Source organism: Marivirga tractuosa (assembly GCF_042140215.1).
In the GTDB taxonomy this organism is placed as follows: Bacteria; Bacteroidota; Bacteroidia; order Cytophagales; family Cyclobacteriaceae; genus Marivirga; species Marivirga tractuosa_A.
The window spans coordinates 3,961,938-3,985,161 of the sequence record NZ_CP159478.1; the positions used below are offsets into that span (position 1 = coordinate 3,961,938).

At 34.1% G+C, this 23,224-nt stretch carries 12 protein-coding genes and 1 pseudogene; 7 read left to right on the forward strand and 6 right to left on the reverse strand.

Translation table 11 applies throughout. The features are described from left to right. Nucleotides 1–5: 5 nt before the first annotated feature. The 3 genes and pseudogenes from ABWH96_RS17775 to clpB all read right to left on the reverse strand — a co-directional run bounded on the left by ABWH96_RS17775 (nucleotide 6) and on the right by clpB (nucleotide 6,221). Nucleotides 6–1,040: a DUF4249 domain-containing protein gene (locus tag ABWH96_RS17775; RefSeq protein WP_375578848.1), complete on the reverse strand. Its 1,035-nt coding sequence runs from the start codon at nucleotides 1,038–1,040 to the stop codon at nucleotides 6–8. A 1-nt stretch (nucleotide 1,041) separates the two neighbouring features. Next, the gene (locus tag ABWH96_RS17780) at nucleotides 1,042–3,399 is read right to left on the reverse strand and encodes a carboxypeptidase-like regulatory domain-containing protein (RefSeq protein ID WP_375578849.1); all 2,358 of its coding nucleotides are present in this window, start codon (nucleotides 3,397–3,399) and stop codon (nucleotides 1,042–1,044) included. A gap of 196 nt (nucleotides 3,400–3,595) precedes the next feature. Next, nucleotides 3,596–6,221: pseudogene (gene clpB, locus ABWH96_RS17785) on the reverse strand (ATP-dependent chaperone ClpB). Between the two features lie 566 nt (nucleotides 6,222–6,787). Between clpB and ABWH96_RS17790 the strand changes: the two are divergent. Beyond that, nucleotides 6,788–9,277: a triple tyrosine motif-containing protein gene (locus tag ABWH96_RS17790; RefSeq protein ID WP_375578850.1), complete on the forward strand. Its 2,490-nt coding sequence runs from the start codon at nucleotides 6,788–6,790 to the stop codon at nucleotides 9,275–9,277. Beyond that, nucleotides 9,270–9,692, forward strand: a complete 423-nt coding sequence (locus tag ABWH96_RS17795; RefSeq protein ID WP_375578851.1) for a thioesterase family protein — start codon at nucleotides 9,270–9,272, stop codon at nucleotides 9,690–9,692. Before ABWH96_RS17790 ends, ABWH96_RS17795 begins: the two co-directional genes overlap by 8 nt. 14 nt (nucleotides 9,693–9,706) lie before the next feature. On the opposite strand, the gene ABWH96_RS17800 is transcribed toward ABWH96_RS17795, so the two are convergent. The 3 genes from ABWH96_RS17800 to ABWH96_RS17810 form a co-directional block, all read right to left on the reverse strand. Beyond that, on the reverse strand, nucleotides 9,707–11,722 hold the full coding sequence (locus ABWH96_RS17800) for a gliding motility-associated C-terminal domain-containing protein (protein WP_375578852.1): 2,016 nt from the start codon (nucleotides 11,720–11,722) through the stop codon (nucleotides 9,707–9,709). Next, on the reverse strand, nucleotides 11,676–13,055 hold the full coding sequence (locus ABWH96_RS17805) for a hypothetical protein (RefSeq protein WP_375578853.1): 1,380 nt from the start codon (nucleotides 13,053–13,055) through the stop codon (nucleotides 11,676–11,678). The genes ABWH96_RS17800 and ABWH96_RS17805 overlap by 47 nt, the downstream gene beginning before the upstream one ends. 96 nt (nucleotides 13,056–13,151) lie before the next feature. Further along, the gene (locus tag ABWH96_RS17810) at nucleotides 13,152–14,852 is read right to left on the reverse strand and encodes a PKD domain-containing protein (RefSeq protein ID WP_375578854.1); all 1,701 of its coding nucleotides are present in this window, start codon (nucleotides 14,850–14,852) and stop codon (nucleotides 13,152–13,154) included. Between the two features lie 255 nt (nucleotides 14,853–15,107). Here ABWH96_RS17810 and ABWH96_RS17815 point away from each other — a divergent pair, with 255 nt between their 5' ends. The 5 genes from ABWH96_RS17815 to ABWH96_RS17835 all read left to right on the forward strand — a co-directional run bounded on the left by ABWH96_RS17815 (nucleotide 15,108) and on the right by ABWH96_RS17835 (nucleotide 22,822). Beyond that, the gene (locus ABWH96_RS17815; protein ID WP_375578855.1) at nucleotides 15,108–16,151 is read left to right on the forward strand and encodes a type IX secretion system membrane protein PorP/SprF; all 1,044 of its coding nucleotides are present in this window, start codon (nucleotides 15,108–15,110) and stop codon (nucleotides 16,149–16,151) included. A gap of 8 nt (nucleotides 16,152–16,159) precedes the next feature. Continuing rightward, nucleotides 16,160–17,404, forward strand: a complete 1,245-nt coding sequence (locus tag ABWH96_RS17820) for a M48 family metallopeptidase (protein ID WP_375578856.1) — start codon at nucleotides 16,160–16,162, stop codon at nucleotides 17,402–17,404. Between the two features lie 165 nt (nucleotides 17,405–17,569). Further along, the gene (locus ABWH96_RS17825) at nucleotides 17,570–19,882 is read left to right on the forward strand and encodes an OmpA family protein (RefSeq protein ID WP_375578857.1); all 2,313 of its coding nucleotides are present in this window, start codon (nucleotides 17,570–17,572) and stop codon (nucleotides 19,880–19,882) included. A gap of 140 nt (nucleotides 19,883–20,022) precedes the next feature. After that, nucleotides 20,023–21,612 carry an acyl-CoA carboxylase subunit beta gene (locus ABWH96_RS17830; RefSeq protein WP_375578858.1) on the forward strand — a complete coding sequence of 530 codons (1,590 nt, stop codon included), beginning with the start codon at nucleotides 20,023–20,025 and terminating at the stop codon, nucleotides 21,610–21,612. 328 nt (nucleotides 21,613–21,940) lie between these two features. Next, complete coding sequence (locus ABWH96_RS17835) at nucleotides 21,941–22,822, forward strand: sterol desaturase family protein (protein WP_375578859.1); 882 nt, start codon at nucleotides 21,941–21,943, stop codon at nucleotides 22,820–22,822. The last annotated feature ends 402 nt before the right edge of the window (nucleotides 22,823–23,224 follow it).

Sequence of the window (23,224 nt, forward strand, 5' to 3'; positions counted from 1 at the left end):
CGCTACTACCAATATGCAGGCTTTTCACTTACACTGTTAGGATATAACGAACAATCATAACAGTAATCTTGTATTGGATCATTTGGTCTAAAAGGTCTACAACCAGATATCACACTATTTGGTGAATCTATATCATAAGGAGAAACTCTAACTCTTTTACTCGAGACAGCAGAAGTCATAAAATATCCTAATACATTTTCTTCCTGATTTGTAATACATTTTATATTACTACCAATTTGGGCAGGTAAAGCGGAAAAGATCGATCCATCATTATTGTATTGTTGCTCAACAAGTCTCCAAAAATTATATGCACCAGCATTCATTGATTTTAATTGCACTTGAAAACTATAGTCAGTAACAAATCTATAACCTTTTTCAAGGAAAGTAATTTCAAATTTTTCTTTAAGACTGTTATTTGTAAAGGAATCATCATAAAGATTAATATCTAATGTGGATGATTCCATCCTCCAGCAGTATTCATGTAAACTATCTTGAGGTGCCGATTTGAATTGAAAAGTACCTTCCCAATCTATTTTAAAAAAATCTTGATCTGGAGTATCTTTAAAATCACAATAAAACTTCAATCCAGTGATAGGCCTAGACCGTCCGTCAACTAATTCAAATACTTTTTCTTTATTAAAATAAACTGATTCTACTTCACCAGTTGGCATTATTTTTTCAAAACTTGATTCATATACCTTTTCATCTTGCGTACTGATTCTTAGCTTGTATGATTCATTAACCTCACCTACAAATTCGGCAGGACAAGATTTATAAATACCTGGTTTTTCTTCTGCAAATTGATATTGATTACCCTTTGAGTCAATAACCTCCACAAGGGCATTAGTTTCTTTTTCAGGTTGACCAGATTCGTAGTTTGAAGTTCTGCTTAATTGTACTGTATAATTCTCTAACTGATCTGTTACTTCAGCATAGACAACTAAACTCGTACCATCATTCTTAATTTCAACTTCTAATGGATCAATGCATGCTGAAAATAAGGTGAAAACGAGTATAATTGTGATTAATTTTTTCAACATATTAGAAATTAAAGTTATAGGTTACAGAAGGAAATGGAATACCTAAAATAGCTAATTGATAACCCTGTGGTGGAGCTCCATTTCTATCTCTGAAGAAGACAGAAAAAGGATTTTTTCGACCATAAACATTATATAATCCTACAGTCCAACTACTATCAATTTTCTGACCAGTATTATCAGGATCCCAGTTTAATGACAAATCAAGCCTATGGTAATCCGGTATTCTATATTGATTACGCTTTGAAAATTCAGCTACAGAAACATCACCAATATCATATTTACTTATTGGAATACTTACTGGCCTTCCTGTACTGTAGGTGAAATTAGCACTTACACTCCATTCCTTATCCATTTTATATGTAAATATTGTGGTTAAATCGTGTGGTTTATCAAAGTAAGCAGGGTACATCTCTCCATCATTTATTTTTTCTTCTTCAAATTCACCTGAAGCTTGAAATAGGGAACGTGAGTAAGTATAGCTTAACCTACCAGAGAAATCCCCCTTAGTTTTATTGATAGAAAATTCAGCTCCATATGAATAGCCATTTCCATTAACTAATTGAGTTTCTACAAATTCATTTAATAAAAGATTAGCTCCTTCTTTATAGTCAATAGAATTTTGAGTGTTTTTATAATATATTTCAGTGGAAGTTTCAAACAAGCCATTTTGAAAGTTTTGAAAATAACCTAAGGATACTTGATCACCTATTTGCGGTTTGATATTTGGATTACTCAATTTATAAATATCAGTTGGGACGACAGCAGCATTATTTGCAATTAAATGCATATATTGCCTTGTTCGCTGATAGCCAAACTTTAAAGATTTTGTTTCAGATAACTCATAATTGACAGAAAATCTGGGTTCAATCCCCCCATAACCATTGATAATTTCATTACTCTCATACAGCGTTGTTTCCACTACATTTTGAGGTGACTTAGTACTATTATTGCCATATTCGTAGATAGTATATTCGCCTATCTTATTGAATAAACTATACCTAGCACCAATTATGAATTTAAAATCTCCATAATTGAAGTTATCTTCAATAAAAAAAACCCATTCTCTTCCCCTATCTAGCTCTAGCTCTTTGGCTATAATTATCGACTCTTGTCCATTAGGCCTTAAATCACCAGGGTTCAATTGATATTCATTAAATTCAGCACCCCATTCTATATAATGACTGGGTAAATCAGCCCCTAAATATATTTTGGCAGCACGATTTTCACTTCCTATATCTAATACAAATTCCTGATTACTGAAATTTCCATTGACTTGCGAAAAGTTGTTAGAGTAGGTCGCTAAGCTAGTTAAATTAAAAATTTCATTTATTTCCTGTTGGTACTTTAAGGTAGATGAAATATTTCCATAACGATAGGTGGTATCTGCAGAAAATGCAAACTCATCAGCACCATGATATATTGAATAGCTAATCCTACTATTATCTGATATTTTCCAACTTAATTTTGAATTCAAGTCGTAAAATGATGCTGAACTATTCTCAATTTGAGGATTATTTACAGCCTTAATTATCCAGTCAGAATAGGTTGTTCTTCCAGATAACATAAAACCTAATTTATCCTTAATTATAGGTGTCTGAAGGGTTAATCTACTGGAAATTATTCCAGCTCCACCACTGATATTTAATGAATCTTTAATAGGATCTTGCGTTTCAACTGATAGTACAGAAGAAATTCTACCTCCATATCGTGCTGGTATACTGCCTTTATAAAGAGTAACATCCTCTATAACATCCTGATTGAAGACTGAGAAAAAACCAAATAGATGAGAAGTAAAGAAAATTGGAGCACCATCTAACAAAACTAGATTTTGTCCCACAGAACCTCCTCTTACATTAATACCTCCTGATCCTTCACCGATTGAACTAATCCCAGGCAATGTAATTATGCTTTTTATGACATCAACTTCTCCCATCATAGGTGGAATTTCCTTGATAGATTTGATTGACATCCGTTCAATACCCATTGAAGCTGATTTCAGATTGGAAACATCACCACTTGACCTAACGGTAATTTCAGATAGCTGCTGTACATCCTCAACCATCTGAAAATTCAAATTAATATTTCGAGAAACTTTAAGATTTCTTTCAATGGTCTTTTTACCAACTGCAGATATAATGATTTTATGAGTACCTTCTTTTAAATTAAAAGAAAATTGACCATTTATATCAGCTATTACACCTTCTTTCCCATTATTCCATGAAATAGAGGCTCCAACGATTGGTTCTTTACTTCCTTTTTCAATGATAGTACCTGAAACTCTGAATTGGTCACTTTGTTGAGCTCTGGCAAAAGGAATACTTACAAAAAATATAAAATAAATTATTAAAAAGTTACGCATGTTGATGTTTTCACAAAACAAGCAATAGCTGTTTAATTTTACTAATTGATTTAAATTATTTTGATAGTCGGTGTTTTTTCGATGTAGGCAAAATGAATATTCATGGACATTTACTTTGCTCTAGTTTGTGATTATACCAAATAAAAAACCGTAGCAATCTTAATTGCTACGGTTTTTTAAATTAATTTTTGTTAGCCTATTCAATTTCTACATCTTCTACATTTCTAAAGACTATCTCTTCATTCTCCATTTCGATTAGAACAGTGCTATCATTACTGATTTCTCCACTTAGAATTTGCTTAGACAATTCATTTAAAATTGTTCTTTGCATCACCCTTTTCAATGGCCGAGCTCCAAATTGAGGATCATATCCAATTCTACCTAAATAATCGAGTACATCCTGTGTCGCATCTATTTGGATACCATTTTCCTTCAATCTCATTTGAACTTCTTTCCATTGAATAGTTACAATTTGTCGCAATATCTGCTCATTCAATGGTTCAAACATTATGGTTTCATCAATTCTGTTTAAAAATTCAGGCTTTACAGATTTCTTAAGCAATTCAAAAACCTCATTTTTAGTTTCTGCTAAAACCTGATCTTTTTTCCATTCATCACCACTATAATTTTCGGGGCTTAGTCGATCTTGAATTAAGCTAGAACCAATGTTAGTGGTCATAATTATAATGGTATTCTTGAAATTGGCTAATCTACCTTTATTATCAGTCAAACGACCATCATCCAATACCTGCAATAAAATATTAAACGTGTCTGGATGAGCTTTTTCAATCTCATCTAATAGGATAACAGAATATGGCTTTCTTCTTACAGCCTCTGTAAGCTGACCGCCCTCATCATATCCTACGTAACCTGGAGGCGCACCTACCAATCGGCTGACTGCATGTCTTTCTTGATATTCCGACATATCGATTCTAACCATTGCATTGTCATCATTAAAGAGATATTCTGCAAGTGCTTTAGCCAACTCAGTTTTACCCACCCCAGTAGTACCCATAAAAATAAAGGATCCAATTGGTTTCCTAGGGTCTTGCAATCCAGCTCTACTTCGCCTAACTGCATCTGATAAAGCAGCTATCGCCTCTCTTTGGCCAGCTACTCTCCTACCTAATTCTTCCTCTAAGTGCAATAACTTCTCACGGTCACTTTGGAGCATTTTCGTGACAGGAATTCCAGTCCATCGAGCTACAATTTCTGCAATTTCCTCTGAACCAACTTCTTCTTTCAAAAGCGTATGACTTGAGTTTTGCATCTCTTTCATTTTGCTTTGGAATTCATTGAGTTTTGCTTCAGCTTCAGATAATTTACCATATCTGATTTCGGCTACTTTCCCAAAATCACCGGAACGCTCAGCTTGTTCAGCCTCCAATTTCAGTTTATCAATATGTTCCTTTTGCTTTTGAATACCTTGAATAACTTCTTTTTCACTTTCCCATTTCGCTCGTAAATCTTTACGCTTTTCCTCCAGGTCAGCCAATTCCCTATTCACTGTAGCTTCTTTGTCCTTATTTTTCTCCCTACGCATGGCTTCTCGCTCGATCTCCAACTGCATGATTTTACGATTTAGCTCATCTAGTTCTTCAGGTAAAGAATCAATCTCAATTCTCATTTTTGAAGCTGCCTCATCCATTAAATCTATGGCCTTGTCCGGTAGAAAACGATCAGAGATATATCGGCTAGAAAGTTCTACTGCCGCTATTACAGCATCATCTTTAATTCTAACCCCATGATGCACCTCATATTTATCCTTAATCCCTCTCAAAATAGAAATAGCATCTTCCTGAGAAGGTTCATCTACGTTAACCGCTTGAAATCTTCTTTCTAGCGCTTTATCCTTTTCTACATATTTTTGATATTCTTTTAAGGTTGTGGCGCCAATTGCATGCAACTCCCCTCTTGCCAAAGCAGGTTTCAATAAATTAGCTGCATCCATAGCACCTTCTCCACCACCAGCTCCAATTAAGGTATGTATCTCATCAATAAATAAAATTATTTGCCCGTCAGAGTCTGTTACTTCTTTAATAACAGATTTTAATCTTTCCTCAAATTCTCCTTTATATTTGGCTCCAGCCACTAAAAGTCCCATATCTAAGGATATCAATATTTTTTCCTTTAGGTTTTCAGGAACATCTCCATCCACAATTCTTTGAGCCATTCCTTCCACAATGGCTGTTTTACCAACACCAGGCTCTCCCAATAATATTGGATTGTTTTTGGTCAGTACGTGAGAGGATTTGTAAAACTCTTCTTATTTCCTCATCCCTTCCGATGACAGGATCGATTTTACCTGCCTTGGCTTGTTCGTTGAGGTTAATTGAATAACGCTCTAAAGAACGGTATTTTGACTCAGCATTTTGATCTTTTACAGAATCTCCGCCTCTAAGTTCCTTTATAGCTTTTATTAAATCTTTTTCAGCAAAGCCAGCATCCTTCAATAAACTTGAAGTTTTGTCTCCTGTCTTTAAAATTCCTAAAATTAAATGCTCAATAGCCACATAATCATCCTTAAATTCTTTTAAGAATTTTTTAGCTTCAGTCATTGCTTTATGAGCATCGTTTGAAAGATAAGGCTGAGCTCCACTTACTTTAGGATAGCTCTCCACCAACTCTTCTAATTTATTATCAAGAAATGCTTTGTTAATATTCAACTTCTTGTTTACAAAGGTGAGCACATTCTCATCAGTTTGCTGAATTGCTTTAAGGAGATGTCCAGTCTCAATGGCTTGTTGACCATTACCCATTGCAATTTCAGCAGCCTTTTGAATGGCCTCTTGCGATTTTATAGTATATTCGTTTAAGTTCATTTTTGTAAGATTTGATTTTCAATACAAGCTTTCTACAACAATTCCTTTACCATTTCAATAATACTGACTTTATGACTTATTTTAAGTTTGAATTTAAACTTTTCAAGACTTTCTGACATTATTCAAGCTTTTAACATTGATATACATGCCAAAAATTGTACTTATATCACCTTATTTGTTTAAAAAGGGGTTCATATACAGGAAGTAAAAACTTAAAATAGAATTATTTCAATATCTTTACATTTAAGATTAAATATTTTCCACCCCATGAAATACCTATATTTTCTCATTTTTTTATTGATCAGTAGTTATTCTATTTTGGCCAAGAGGGAGATGTTCCATTAAATCATTATAAGGTTCCCATATCAACACAGGATTATAATTTTAATGATCTTAAAATTGATGGACAAGGCAGATTATTAGTAGCCTACAAAAAAGGGATACTTCAATTTGATGGCAATTCATGGTTAAAAATTGAAATTTCTAGTAGTCCAATTAAATTTCTTGAGTTAAAAGAAAGTACAATTGTTTTGGCTAAAGATGGGATTTATAAAATGAGAGAGGATATGTTTCATCAAAATAAACTAGAAAAACTCCTTTCTATTCCTATTATTTCACCAGTCGTTGATTTAATTCATTTTGACAATAAATATTATTTACTCCTTGATGAAAAAATCCATATTCTAGATGAAGATTTCAAAAAAACAGATGTTTATGAGTCTCAATTAGGCTATAAAGATGTTTTTGTATTTAACGAAAAACTTTATGCTTTTGAGGATAATTATTTATTGGAAAATATAGATGGCACCTGGGTGGACTTAAATTTATACGCCCCTCAAAACACTGATTTTTTATTCTCAATAAAAGGTACAAATAGTTTATACTTCGCTTATGACAACGGTGATTTTTATTCTTTTGACGGACAAGATTTTGCCCCATACTCATCAGAATTAAATGAATATCTTAATGAAAACTATCCTATTTCAGGTAAATTATTTAATCATAAACTTATTATTTCTACACTAAGTGGTGGAGTAGTTTTAGCTGAAGAAAAATCTGGGGAGATAGTTTCTACCATTCAAAATTATAATGGTTTACCTACGAATGAAGTCACTGCACTAACTATGGATCGTCAGAACGGTTTGTGGTTAGCCCATCCATATGGCTTGTCGAGGGCATCAATAAATATTCCGCTTTCTGATTTTCAATTCTATCCTGGTTTAGATGGTTTACCAGAGGCAACATTGATCAGAAACGATACTTTTTGGGTTGGCTCCACTGAGGGGTTATTTTATTTAAAGGAAGTGAAGGATTATGAAACCCTTCAAAAAAAACTGGTTCAGAAAGTAAAAATAGCTACCCCTAATGAACCAAAGGTTGAAAAAGAAGCGAAATCAGACAATTTCCTGGAAGACTTATTCAGTTTTGGAGAGAATGATGCTCAAGAGGAATTCATAAGCGAAGAATTAAAAAAATATAGGACAATATATCGTAATGATGGAATTAGATTTAAGGCACTAAGAAAAAAGCTTGAGGAAAAAGAGCAACAATTGAGAGATTCTATTCGAAATACAGTAGACGAAAATTCTAAATCTAAAAAATCAGGTTCCAGTCCAAAATATCGTTCAATAGTTAAAACGATAGACATCAGCAGACTAAAATCAATTGATTTTGAGTATCAAAAAATCAGTGAGGTTGCAGGACAAATAGAAACTATATTAGATACTGATTATGGCTTAATTGCCAGAAGTAATACTGGAATTTTCTTAGTAGATAGACAAGAAGTTATAAAAATTTCAAACCTTAAAATGGTTAAAAAACTCTACTCCCAATTTGGAAAAAGAATTTTATGGTTGACTCATGAACAAGGATTGTTTAGTCTTGATTTATCTAATCCTGAAAACACATTAACAAAACATTCAAATAATATTTTCCACGATCTACTCATTAAAAATGATAAGTTAATAGCAGTTGGAGATAATATTCTAGAAATCTTTAGAATTGATGGACAGTCCTTAAATACTTCAAAAAAGCTGGATATCTCGAATAATTTCTCGGAAGAGTTAGTCATTTATACTCAAGAAAACAAAGTTAAACTAATACGCTCAGATGCCATTTTAGAACTCGACTTAGTTTCATATCAATTAAAAATTGATTCTTTATTCAAATCACCTCTAAAATATTTCTTAAAAGATCAAAAAAACAATGTTTGGCTATTGTCATCAAATGATGAGTGGAGTACATTGAATAGTCAATTATCTTTTCAAGCTATCAAATGGATGCATATTGTTCCTGCTGTAAAGAATATTAATATGGTAAATGACTCTACTATATTTTTTACCACTGATGAACAAATTATTCGATGGAAATCGAGTAATAAGGAAAATTATCCTTTACCCAAAACATTTATTGATGCTGTTATGGTTGAAAATAAATGGGTTGAAAGTGATGAATTTATTGAATTAAAACATGGGCAAAATAATTTAAAAGTAATACTTAGTACTCCAGAATACTTATTTAAGGAAGAGGTGGAATATCAATATTTTGTAAAAGGATTAATGGATGATTGGTCTTCTTGGTCGAAAAATAGAGAAATCGACTTCCCTTACATTCCGACTGGTGATTATAAGTTACAAATTAAAGCTAAAACCATACTTAATAGCGAAATAAGTAATTTCGATCTTTATTTTGAAGTTTTACCGCCTTATTGGCAAACCTGGTGGTTTTATATCATAGAAATAGTGTTTTTTAGCATATTAATTATAATATCAATTCGGTTAAACACAACTAATCAAAGTTCATATCTTACTAAGACTTTCACTTTTCTGACCTTAATTTTAATTTTAGAATTTTTTGCAACAATATTTGAAAATAATTTAGAAGGGTATGTTGATGAGTCTCCAGTGTACACTTTTGCCATCAATGTGGTTTTAGCCTTATCCATCACACCTATTGAAAGAGGTATCTCTAAATTATTAGTTATCATAAATTCAAAAAGAAGTAAAAAATTAATATCTGAAATGAGAAAAAATCAAATAAAGAATAAAAATGAGTAGAGTAAAAATTGATGAGCCTGAGAACTATTTATTTTCAGCTAAAATAACCACAAGGATTACTGATTTAAACTATGGTGGTCATGTCGGCAATGATCGGATTTTTGCTTTTATGCATGATGCCAGAGTTCAATTCCTTAAATCATTAGGGTACGAAAGTGAATTGGATATTGATGGATTGGGAAATATTCAAACCGATGCTGCCATAAGCTATAAAGCGGAAGTATTTGCTCATGAGGAATTAGCCATTGAAATTGGAATCAAAGACCTCAATAAATATGGATGTGATTTTGTTTATCGTTTCAAGAAATTAGATGGAAAAATAGCAGCAATTGGAAAAACCGGTATAATATTCTTTGATTATGAAAAAAGAAAAATTGCCAATATGCCCGAATCTTTTCAAAAGAAAATAGAGTAGTCAGGTTTTATCTATTACCTGACTACATTTACTCCACCCCTTTGTTCATAAGTTCTACCATCTTCATCTGTACTTTTGAAGTTGATAATATACGCATATAATCCTTGAGGGACTTCAACACCATTTAAATCAGTGGCATCCCATTCAAAGTTTTTATCGTTCGATTGATAAACTATAGTACCCCATCTATTAAAAATAATTATCTGGAATTCACCTACATATTCGTTAGCAAAAACTCTAAAAGCTCTGTTCTGAGCGACAGAACTTGCTGGTCTAACAGCATTTGGAGCAAACACTTTCGGCTGACAATCTTCTAAAACTGTAGTAGATATATCATATTCACAACCAGCAGCTGTTAATATTACTCTGTATTCTCCTGGCTCATTTGCTATCACAGTTCTGCTATTAGAAGTACTTCCATTTGGCAATGTCCAAGTATAGCTACCAAAAGAACCAGGGTCTAAGGTAACTGTTCTTTCTGCTTCTAAGCCTGTCGGACAAATAAAATACGTATTTTGAATTTCAGGCTCAAAGATTTCTTGAACAGTTAAATCTCTATTGATAATAACAGGATCACATCCACCAGGCCCATTGTCATTTGCTGTAAAAGTATAAGATCCTGACTCAGTAATATTCCATTCCAGAGAGCTTTGCGAATTGTCTACAGTAGGGATGTTTACTCCTGCAGCATTTGTTAGGGTAACATTATATTCTCCGCTGGCTCCGCTAACAATACCTCTTAATAAAATGGTACCATCTTCACAGTTCACTTCTGATTCCAAACTTGCTTCTAATGGCTCATAATTTTCTTCTACATTTATTGACATTTGTTCGGCACAAGAAATGTTTCCATTTGGACTAACTGTAACCGTAAATGTTCCAGTTTGATTCACTGTAATGCTTTGTCCTTGTGAACCATTACTCCAATTAAAAGTGAAATCATTTGGATCTTGTCCATCTAAAATAGCCGTTAGCGTCCTACCACCATCACAATCTATAGTATTTTCAATATCTAAAATATTAGCTTGAGGGCTTAATTCAACATTAATTGTAGCAGTTGATGGACAAAATGATCCTTCAGTAGCAGTGACCTCATATACCCCGGCAGTAACATTTGATGAGTCCGCTGGATTTGGTGATATACTATATGTCGCATTAGCATTTAATCCTTCCAAATATCCGTACAGGTCGTATCCTGAACCGCACCCGAACACATTATCATCTGGATTAAAGCTTACTGAATCTGGTAATTGGAGATCAAAAGTAGCAACACCTAAACAACCAGTACCATCCTGATCGGTTACTTCTATACTATATGTCCCTTCGCTTAGACCATTTACTGTAAATACTGAATCAGCTGATGTTCCATTCTGCTCTACATTTCCTTCCTGATTAAGAATCTCCCATACAAAATCAGCTTTAAGCGTATCAGCATTTTGCGTAAGTGTAACCTCTATAGACTGATTATTAGGTTCACAATCTGCAGTTTGATTTACACTTACATTAAATTCAGAATTTGTTAATGCTACTGTCTCTGTTGTGCTACAGTTTGTCAAATTATCAGTAACAGTGATATTATAAGTTCCTGCAGCTAAATTACTTCCAATAGTTTCGCCATCTGGAACTGTTGTTGGCCCAGACCATGAAATATTTAGATCATTAGAACCACCATTAACACTTATCTCTATTTCTCCATCGCTACTTCCACAAGTTGGGCTAGTAGTATTATCAATAATAATAACTGGGTTTTCATTAACAACTACCTCTATTTCATCCTCGGCAAAACAATCAGGATCGAGCGGGTCAGGAATTTCTACCCTTACCATAAAAGTACCTGGAATACTTGTATCCACATTGAAATTCTGTCCACTAGCAGATTGCTCAACGTCATCCACAAACCAACGATAATTATTTGCATTGCCTCCAGCACTTAACCTAAGATTTTCATCTTGACATAAAGTTCTATCTCCACCTAAATCAACATCATATGGACGAACCTGCAAAAATTTCCGCAGTTGAAATACAGCCATTTTCACTTGTAATTGTAACAGTATAATTTCCAGTTTCGGTTACATCAATAGTTTGAGTTGTATCTCCCGTACTCCATAAATATGAATGACCTGGTTCATCTACAATATCTTCTCCCAAAGTCAAAGTACTTCCACAGAAAGTTCTTGGAGTAACAACATTGCTTACATCTGGACTAGGAAATAATTCAAAATTCTCAACCAAAAGCTCATCATAACCACACTCATTAGTTATTCTTAAAGAAGCTTCATAAACACCAGGATCTAACTCAATATCTAAAGTATCATTTTGATTATTGGATGTATAGGCACTGCTACTACTTCCTTCCGGTGTTATAGTCCAGCTAAATTGATCGAAGTTAGTTTTCCCTACCCCTTGTAAAATAATAGGATCGGATGTACAACCTGCAATAACATTAATAGAAGGCTCCTGATTAGGAGTAGATAAATTTTGCACAAAATTAGGAAGGCCTAATCTACTTGTTCTGCCTGCTAAGTTAAAGGGTTGTAATGTTGCCGCTAAATTTTCGCCATTTTCAGGTGAAAACCTTTGATCCGGAGAACCAATGGTATAAACTTCAGGACTATTATTAGCGGCAATATAAATTTGCCCATTTGGCCCTGTTTGTAAAGCTCCAGCTTCAAAATTCAGCTCTGCTACAGTAACACTATCTGGATTTTCAATCTCCTCAATAGTATAATCATCATCAACTGGAATTTGAAGTAGAAGTGAGTTTAATCCATCATTGATGGTTGCATAAAGTAAATTACTGCTAGGAGAAAATTCTATTCCGTATACTGTTCCACCAAAATTGACATCCAAAAGTGCTTCTTCCCAATTTTCAACACTATCTCTTCTTAGAAAATCTATAAAGGCACCTCCAGAATTATATGCTTGAGCCACTTTGTCTCCACCCGCAGCATATTTCAAATAACCATTAGAAGACGAATTAGAGAAATAATCGCTTCCCTGTGATATGTATTCTGCTGCATTTATACCTTGATCATTTACAGGATATAATCTGTAACTGTTGCTACCTAATTCATGAGTTAGCACATTGGTATTTTCAACACCTTGAGCAGCCACTTTCTCAGTACTTCTACTATAAATTTTACGATCTTTCAAAACAACATCTCCTAAGCCATTATTTAATTTCATATCCACCAAAGCATAGGAAAATACATTATCACCAGAACTTACATCATCATTAAGAAAAAGATAATAAAGTGAAGGATCAGAACCGTGAGCCACCGCTATAACTCCTTGGGATGAAGCTGGATCACCTCCTAATTCAGTACCATTTCCCATAACATTATGCTCTGAATCCCAGATCACATCACCATTGGTATAAAATAATAAATCACCATTATCATCTGAAACTGTGGTACACCCTTCCTCTGCTTCAATATTTCCATCTGTGACGGCTACAGGTCATGCATCTCCATTAAAATCTATTCCAGCCCCATCTCCAAAATACCAAAAGTTGGATAGCTGTTTTTGCTCCTCAAATAAAGTTAGCTCAAAACTTGCTGTTACTGTACAATTCCCTACTGTTACCGCAGCTGTATAAACACCAGATTGTTGGAAGGTAGCGGTCCCATCACCATTATCAGTGAATTTTTCAGGGTCAGGATTTATCCAAACTACCTCATCAGGATCAGACCCGTCAGAAAGTGTAGGCCCATAATTCTCTAAGGGTAATTCACAAACGGTAGTATCTTGTAGCTGAACTTCTGAATCAAATTGGTTCACGGTTACGGCTGCAGTGTCAATTATTAAATTTCCGCCTGCATTTATGGTTAAAACAACATTGTATTGCCCTGCCTCTTCATATATAACATTAGGACTGATTGCGTCTGAAGTCTGACCATCTCCAAAATCCCAAGAAAGAGAAGTTATATCGTCCAAATCGCTATAATCAGCAAAAAATGAAACGGGATTATTCTGGCAAATTGACGCATTGAGTGCTGAGGTATACCAATCAAACCGAACATTACCATCAATTAAAGCTGGTGGTGCCACATTAGGAAAATTTCTAGCTTGTCCGAAAGAGTTGTTGTTAAATAAGTCCCATTCAACTGTTAAGGAATCAGGAACTGAATCTGCTTCCAATACTCTACTTAAAAATTCATCGGCCCCATTATTATATAGAAAATATAAATTACCATCAGGGCCATTTTTAAGGGCATCTACATTGGAGACCGTTCTGTTTAAAACATTTTCAGAAGTTGCACTATCTAGATTTAACTGAATGAGTCGACCTTCTCCGGTATTAGTATTATTTCGGCTGTAGTATAAATTTCTTCCGCCAACTGACCATTCTAAATCAGTTATAACCTGATTTATAGCGCCTGTATTCGGAAGAATTTCTTCATTTTGGAAAACAGGATTTGAAATATCTGACAAATCCAATTCCAATAAAATAAGATTTTTAGGATTTCCATTTACATTAGCTGAAGACAATGCTAATTGAATGGTATCGCTTTCGGGTGACCTGAAAGAAACATTAGTCAAACTAAAATCAATTGAAAAATTATGATCCGCTACACTTAAAAGGCTCCCATCATTCTGAATTTGAGCCATTTCCAACCTATTTTCTGATTGAAAAAGCAAGAAGTATTCATCTCCAATTTTGTAAGAATTAACAAACTCACTTAGATTAGAAAAACCTGTACCTTGAGCAGAAGCAGTCACTTCCCCAAAATCTCCTAAAGACATATCTACGCTTAATTGCTGTAAGTCACCGGAGGCATTGATTATGTAGACATAAAAAATATCATCATTCGGGTTATTAGAGGGTGCTATGGCAACTGGATGTCTTAAAGTAATATCTCCTCCTAATGAATTTCCACCAGGCAATACATCATGATTTTTGCCATAAACTACATTTCCATCAGTATAAAAAAGTAATTGACCATCGACAGCATTTGCAGCAACAGCTGAACCTTGGTTCCCGAAAGGGGTAGCTTGAGATTCAATAAATAAGGATTGTCTATCATCATTTCTATCAAATTGGATAGCATCATTGTTATTTCCGAAAAACCAAAATGATTCAGAAAAATCCTGTGCATCTGCTATTTGAGCTGAAAACAACAGGGAAACAAACAAAAACTTCAATATTTTATTATTCATACTATCGAGAGTTGGCAACTATAAACTGTTTAACGTAAAATGATCAAGATAAATTTTCTTTTTTAAGAAATATATGATTTATCATAAATGAACGTTTGTGATATTAAATCGAAATTTAAAAATAAATAGATAAACGCGAGAACAATTTACTGTTTTTCAATTTTTTAACAGAATTTTATAAAATTTTTATTTTGATTATCTCACTTTATTAGTTATTTCCTATCTTTCGATAAATTTTGAAATTAAATTTGTGTTGTGCCGTATAATTTAAAGAGAAAGAATTTATTCATATTAATGCTTTTTGGAGCATTATTCATAAACTCAATAGAAGTTAAGGCTCAGGATCCGCAATTCTCTCAGTTTTATGCGGCTCCTCTGTATTTGAATCCAGCTTTTGCTGGAAATACTCAAATGAGCCGTGCTGGGATTAACTACAGAAACCAATGGCCTAGCATAAACGCTAATTTTGTAACCTACTCTGCTTATTTCGATCATTATTTTGACAGACTAAGAAGTGGAGTTGGTCTTATCATCTCAAGAGATGAAGAAGGCATTGCAGGTTTAAGATCAACTTCAGTAGGCGCACAATATGCTTATCAATTAAGGTTAACCGATCAACTTACATTCAGACCTGGAGTGCAAGTAGGGGTTTACAACCGAAATTTGAATTTTGACCGATTGACTTTTGGGGATCAATGGGATCCTGAAACACAGACTTTTATAAACCCTACTGGAGAAACAGCAGCAGGGCCAAGTAAAACATTTTTAGATCTTTCTTTTGGAGGTGTACTTTATTCTGAAAATTTCTGGTTTGGATATTCTGTTTTTCATCTAAACGAACCCAATCAATCTATTTTAGGAGAAGAAAGTAGGCTACCTATGAAGCATTCCTTTCATGCAGGTTATAAAATTCCTTTAAAAACTGGATACAGAAAAGGATTTACAAGAAGCGGAGACGAAAGAAGTCTTACCCCAACAGCACAATATAAAATGCAAGGTGGATTTCAGCAATTAGACTTAGGTCTTTACAGTACTTTAGAACCTATGGTGGTTGGTCTTTGGTACAGAGGAATTCCTTTTGATACGCCAAATGGATTCTCAGCCTCCGAATCATTAGTTTTTTTAGTAGGGTATAATTATGAGAAATTAGCGATAGGTTACAGTTTTGATTATACCTTATCCGATTTAGGAATTAGAAGTGGTGGTGCTCATGAGATTTCTATCACCTATGTACTCTCACTTACAGATCCTCGCAGACCTCCTGCTGATAAATTAGTAATGCCTTGTCCTAAATTTTAAATTAGTTTATGATTTTTAATTCCGATCAATTTTTTACGATCATCATTTGGGTCGTAGTTTTAGACTATGCCTTAAATACAGTAATTGATTTATTAAATTACAAAAAAGCCAACTCCAAACTACCTACTGATTTAAAGGATATTTTTGACGAAGAAAAATATGATAAAGCAGTACAGTATCAGCGCGTAAACACAAAGTTCGGACTATGGAGCGGTTTATCAAGTTTGATAATTATGCTGCTGGTACTAATTTTTGGCATTTTTGGAGATTTGGATTCTTATGTAAGACTTCATTTTGAATCCGTCATCACTCAAACCTTAGCTTTCTTCGGGATAATTTACATAATAAATGATATTTGGAATATCCCCTGGCAGTGGTATTCTACCTTTAAAATCGAAGAAAAATTCGGATTTAATAAAATGACCCCATCCCTATTCTGGAAAGATAAGTTGAAAAATTATTTATTGACCATTATAGTAGGCGGGATTTTGCTTAGCGTGCTTGTATTCTTAATTACATGGATTGGCCAATCCTTTTGGTGGATATTTTGGCTAGTCATTACAGTTTTTATGATAGGAGCTAATTTTTTCTATACCAGCTGGATTTTACCATTGTTCAATAAACTAGTCCCGCTTGAGCAAGGCTCACTAAGAGAAAAAATACTGGCATATGGGAAATCTGTAAACTTTCCTATTGAGAACATCTACATAATGGATGGCTCCAAGAGATCCTCAAAGGCAAATGCATTCTTTTCAGGTTTCGGAAAAAGAAAAAAAATAGTGCTTTTCGATACACTTATGGAAAAGCATACCGAAGAGGAATTGGTAGCTATATTAGCACATGAGGTAGGACATAATAAAAAGAAACATACAATTTCAGGGATGATTAGTGGAGTATTGCAATCGGGTGCTATGCTTTTCATTATGTCATTTATGGTTTTTAATCCTGCATTAAGCCAAGCTTTAGGAGCCGAACATCTAAGTTTTCCTGTAAATTTTATTGCTTTTGGAATTATTTATACACCCATCAGCCTAATTTTATCCTTATTTTCAAATTTTATTAGTCGAAAACATGAATTTCAGGCAGATGAATTTGCCACAATTACTTACAATGGAGAAGCATTGCAAAATGCTCTTAAAAAGCTATCAGTGGATAGTTTGAGCAATTTAAAACCTCATAAATGGTATGTATTCTTCCATTACTCACATCCTCCTTTGTTACAAAGACTAAAAGCTATCGATAAGCACAAATAATGATAGTATTATTTTTAAAGAAAAAATTTATCTTTATGGCACAATAGTACTAAAACCACTATAAATGATTATATTTCTTATCATAAACAAGTGAAATATTAATCCGTTGGAAAAAGTATTATTTAAGCTATAAACAAGCTGAAAATAATTTTAAAGTATATTATTATGAAAAAATCACTTATACTATTATTCTGCCTAAGCATCTCAACTATGGTTTTTAGTCAACAGAATAAAATAGATGACTTGATCTATAGAGGTGAAAATCTTTTTAAAATTCAAAATTATGAAGGCGCAGCAAAATCCTTGTCTGAAGCGGTGGAGTTAGGTGCTAATGAGCCCTATGTCAATTATATGCTAGGGGTATCCTACTTAAAGATGTCAAATGCTACTGATCAATTAAAGGCATCTGGTATTTTTGAAAATCTAGAAAAGCAAGGAGGTTTGTCTGAATTGCCAGATGATGTCTATTTCTATATGGCTGAAGCATTTCACAAAAACTTAAGTGTGGAAAAAGCCTCGAAATATTATAATCAATATTTAAATTCCTTAAGCGAAAGTGATAAAAAAACCAGAGCAGAAGTTGAGTTAGAATTGACAAAAGTTGAAAATGCTAAAAGATTATTGGGGCAGAAAAAGGATATAAATATTCAAAGAATGGCTCCTCCAATCAACTCGGAATTCACAGAATATAACCCAGTGGTTTCTGCAGATCAATCCGTAATGGCTTTTACTTCATTAAGACCAAATTCAAGAACTGGAAGAGCTGCTGAAGAAGTCTATATCACTTATAAAGGATCAGGTGATTGGGGCGAGCCAAATAAAATCGAAATTAGAACGGACGAAAATGTTGGAACCGCAGGTATTTCAGCTGATGGTCAGCAAATGTTGGTATTCATAGGTTCTGGAAATAAAGGAAACCTATATATCATGAGAAAAGAAGGAGATGGATGGAGTCAACCTTCAGCTATTGAAGGCTTAAATTCCCGCGATTTAGAAAGTACTGGATCCATCACACCTGACGGAAAGAAAATTTATTTTGCCAGCAACCGCCCAGGTGGCTACGGTGGAATGGATATATGGGTAGCCGAAAATATGGGTAATGACAAATGGGGTAATATTAAAAACCTCGGACCTGAAGTAAACACCAAGTATGATGAAGATGCTCCATTTATTCATCCGGATATGAAAACTTTATATTTTACTTCAAATGGAGAAAATTCCATGGGGGGTAGAGATATTTTTAAAACAAATGTATTAGGAGGAAAATGGACAACACCTGAGAATATGGGTTACCCTATCAACACACCTTTAAACGATAACTATTTTACCTTATCCGCTGATGGTAGTAAAGGTTATTTTTCCTCTGACAGACAAGGAGGATACGGTGGGCAAGATATTTACATATTTGATATGCCTGAGAAATATGCCAATATCCCACTAACCATGTTAAAAGGTAAAATAACAGCAGGAGAAGAAAGGCAGCCTGTTCCTACTAAAATTAAATTAGTAGATAATGAAAATAACACTAAGGTGGACTATGTATATGATCCTGACCCGGAAACTGGAAACTATTTAATCATTTTACCCCCAGGTAAAAATTATGATTTAATTATAGAATCGGATGGATACTTACCTTATACTTTAAATATTAACGTGCCTAATCAGACATATTTCTATGAATTATATCAAAGAATTAATTTAAATCTGATTAAGCAATTTGATGTGGTAGTAGGTCAAGAAGTTTCAGTTAATAATGCATTTTATGATACTAAACAAGAAGGTACTTACACACCAAGACAAGCCAATGAGGCAATGCTCGTGCAAAGCGATAGTCTGGATGTTTATGATATGATGGATGCCATCATTGCTGCAGAAGATACTGCTGCCTTTAATTATATGATGGATCTGATGTATTCTGTTAATCCAATTGAGGATGTGGATTTTTCAGAAAATAAAGATGAAATGGAAATTGCCAGCAGAACTTATTACTACGATGAAAGTGATACAACTACTCTGAAGAGCAGGGTTGTAGAGGGTGAAACGATTTATTCTTTACCTACCATGTATGTAACAGAAGAAGCTGCAAAACAGAAGAAAGAAAAAGCTCAAAAACCAGAAGCAACATATGACAAATCACTTTTAGAGCCTGTTTATAAAATCTATTTCGATGTAGGAGCTGCAAATTTCGATGATAAATATAAAGATCAACTACAAGAAATATATGAGCATCTCAAAGAAAATGATGCGTTAGGGATTCAAATTTCAGGTTACGCTTCAGCAGAGGGTGATCCTGAGTTTAACCGAAAACTATCTAATAAAAGAGCTATTGAAGTGGTGAATTTCTTTAACTATAAAGGTGTAGTAAGAAGAAGAATTATAGCCAAAGGATATGGTTCTACAAAAGCAGATACCAAAAATGCTGCAGAAAACAGAAGAGTTGAAGTTCAAATTGTTGACCTTAATAAGGTAGATCGATAGAACTTAATAAGTATAAAAATATTCAAGGCTATCCTTTTAAGGATGGCCTTTTTTATGCCCAAAAATTATAGTTTGCCCTCAAAAAATTCGTTTTTCATCTTACCTATCCTATCTTTGAAAGATTATAATTTGATGATACTATGGGAAATAACAATATGGAAAAACCTGTTTATACTAAACCGACCAATAAAGGAAAAAACGAATTATTAGCTCAGAAAAATGAAGACGCCTTAAAAGGTGGAGGTGAAGACAGAATAGAAGCTCAGCATAAAAAAGGAAAATTAACGGCTAGGGAAAGAATTGAGCTTTTGATGGACGAAGGTTCATTTGAAGAGATTGGAAAGTTTGTAATGCACCGTTGCAAGGATTTCGGACTTGAAAATCAACATTATCCAGGAGATGGTGTAGTAACTGGTTATGGAACCATCTCAGGAAGGCTTACTTATGTTTTTAGTCAAGATTTCACAGTTTTTGGAGGTTCCCTCTCTGAAACCCACGCAGAAAAAATTGTTAAAATTATGGAGATGGCCATGAAAAACGGAGCTCCTGTAATAGGTTTGAATGATTCGGGTGGAGCCAGAATTCAGGAAGGCGTAGTTTCTTTAGGTGGATATGCAGATATTTTTTACAGAAATGTAAGAGCCTCAGGCGTTGTACCTCAAATATCTGCTATTATGGGTCCATGTGCTGGGGGAGCTGTTTATTCTCCAGCAATGACTGATTTTATCATGATGGTGGAAAACACAAGTTATATGTTTGTGACCGGCCCTAATGTGGTAAAAACAGTTACCCAAGAAAATGTTACTTCAGAAGAATTAGGAGGTGCTAGCACGCATAGCACTAAAAGTGGCGTAACGCATTTCTCATGTGCCAATGAACTGGAATGTATTAATAACATCAAAAGGTTATTGAGCTATGTTCCTCAAAATTGTGAGGACCCTGCCCCTACCGTTCCTTATGAACTAAAGGAGGATGAAAGTAGAAAAGGCTTAAACGATATCATTCCTGATAATCCGAATCAGCCTTATGATATGCGAGAGGTTATAGAGGGCACTGTTGATGACAACAGCTTCTTTGAAGTACATAAAAACTATGCAGAAAACATAGTGGTAGGATTTGCCCATTTAGCTGGTAGAAGTATAGGTATAGTAGGAAACCAACCTGCTTCTTTAGCTGGAGTGTTAGATAATGATGCCAGTAAAAAAGCTGCTCGTTTTGTACGTTTCTGTGATAGTTTCAATATTCCTTTATTGGTATTTGAAGATGTTCCTGGCTTCCTTCCTGGTACTGATCAAGAATGGAATGGAATTATTTCTAATGGAGCTAAGTTACTTTATGCATTTAGTGAGGCTACAGTTCCAAGAGTAACGGTAATTACCAGAAAAGCTTATGGTGGTGCTTATGATGTTATGAACTCAAAGCATATTGGTGCTGATATGAATTACGCATGGCCAACGGCAGAAATTGCGGTGATGGGTGCTAAAGGAGCTGCCGAAATCATTTTCCGTAAGGAAATTGCTGCTGCAGATGATAAAGAAGCCAAGCTTGCTGAAAAAGTGGAAGAATATACTGAAAAGTTTGCCAATCCATACAGAGCAGCTCATAGAGGATATATTGATGAAGTAATCCTTCCGTCTAACACCAGATCGAAATTGATTAAAGCATTTTCTATGTTAGAAAATAAGGTGGACAAATTGCCTAAGAAAAAACATGGAAATATTCCATTATAATTGAAGAGCCTCCTTTTTGGAGGCTTTTTTTATTTATCAGCTAAATTGAGTGCGCTTTGACGGTTTTTACCGTCAAAGCGCTTAATGGTAGCATACCAGAAAATCGCTTAATGGTAGCATACCAGAAAATCGCTCAGACACTATTGTTGCATTGATTAAAATAATGGTTATTCCGTTAGGAATAAATCAACTCCTCAATTTTTATAAGCGTCAGAACGAAGCAAACTTTGTAGATATTTTCTTATTAAGAATTTTTTGAATGTAACATCAGTTACAATGTTCTGAACAGCTTTAGCCCTATCTTTGTTAAAGAAGTCAAATAAGAAAAATGGAATACATCGATATTTTTATCACCTCATTTAAAGACTATGCCCGCTACGTGGGCAATGAGGTTTTAAATCCACATTGGGGTAATTATTTGTATTGGTTAATTGGGATATCTATTTTCTTTTATGCCTTGGAATTAACTATGCCTTGGAGAAAAGATCAGCCTAAGATCAGAAAAGATTTTTGGCTGGATGCTTTCTATATGTTTTTCAATTTCTTTCTTTTCTCATTGGTTGGCTATTATGCTTTTTCCAATGTATTCGTCCAGCTTTTCAACGACTTTTTAGCATTATTTGGGGTGAAAAACCTAGTCGCTATTGAAATTAATACCTGGCCAGTTTGGGCGCAGTTATTGACTTTATTCATATTAAGAGACTTCATACATTGGAATGTACATAGATTGTTACATAGAGTTCCAGCCCTTTGGGAATTCCATAAAGTACATCATTCCGTTGAGCAAATGGGCTTTGCCGCACATTTACGTTTTCATTGGATGGAAACAATCGTTTACAGAACTATTGAATATATTCCATTAGCCATGATTGGTTTCGGAATTCAAGAGTTTTTATTGGTTCATTTGTTTGCCTTGGCAATAGGTCATTTTAACCATTCAAACATCCGGGTTCCTTTAGGACCTTTGAAATATATTTTCAATAATCCACAAATGCATATTTGGCATCATGCTAAACACATTCCATCCAAAACAGGAGTCAATTTTGGGATTTCATTAAGTATATGGGATTATATATTCCAAACACATTATATTCCTAAAGATGGAAGAGACGAGCCTTTGGGTTTTGACGATATGGATAAGTTTCCTTCTGAATTGAAAGACCAATTAGTTTATGGTTTTAAGCGGAAAAAGAAAAAAATTGAGGAATAATTCTGTCATTCCTTAAATTGAGAATGTGAAAGAAAAAATATTTTATTAATTCATTCAAATTATATTGCGCAATTACGTGCAATTCCGTAACATTGCAATCCGAAAAACAGACAGCCAGTCGGTTGTATATTTTCAGGGCCTATAGCTCAGCTGGTTAGAGCACTTGACTCATAATCAAGTGGTCCCTGGTTCGAGTCCAGGTGCGCACATATAAATGCCTCAGAAGTCATTCTGGGGCTTTTTTGGTTATAGAAGTATTGTTTACAAAATCAAAATGTAAGTTTTAAAGGATCAATCCGAAATAAATTAGTCATTTTATACATAAAATATCACTTTTCACTATATCCCACATACAACTATTGTAATAAAAAGTATCATCTATATCCAGCACATCCTCCGGAA

Bases quoted from the DNA above. Each gene is read 5' to 3' on its own strand.
- ABWH96_RS17775 (WP_375578848.1), bottom strand. From the start codon at position 1,040: ATGTTGAAAAAATTAATCACAATTATACTCGTTTTCACCTTATTTTCA.
- ABWH96_RS17780 (WP_375578849.1), bottom strand. From the start codon at position 3,399: ATGCGTAACTTTTTAATAATTTATTTTATATTTTTTGTAAGTATTCCT.
- ABWH96_RS17790 (WP_375578850.1), top strand. From the start codon at position 6,788: ATGTTTCATCAAAATAAACTAGAAAAACTCCTTTCTATTCCTATTATT.
- ABWH96_RS17795 (WP_375578851.1), top strand. From the start codon at position 9,270: ATGAGTAGAGTAAAAATTGATGAGCCTGAGAACTATTTATTTTCAGCT.
- ABWH96_RS17800 (WP_375578852.1), bottom strand. From the start codon at position 11,722: ATGGCTGTATTTCAACTGCGGAAATTTTTGCAGGTTCGTCCATATGAT.
- ABWH96_RS17810 (WP_375578854.1), bottom strand. From the start codon at position 14,852: ATGAATAATAAAATATTGAAGTTTTTGTTTGTTTCCCTGTTGTTTTCA.
- ABWH96_RS17820 (WP_375578856.1), top strand. From the start codon at position 16,160: ATGATTTTTAATTCCGATCAATTTTTTACGATCATCATTTGGGTCGTA.
- ABWH96_RS17825 (WP_375578857.1), top strand. From the start codon at position 17,570: ATGAAAAAATCACTTATACTATTATTCTGCCTAAGCATCTCAACTATG.
- ABWH96_RS17830 (WP_375578858.1), top strand. From the start codon at position 20,023: ATGGGAAATAACAATATGGAAAAACCTGTTTATACTAAACCGACCAAT.
- ABWH96_RS17835 (WP_375578859.1), top strand. From the start codon at position 21,941: ATGGAATACATCGATATTTTTATCACCTCATTTAAAGACTATGCCCGC.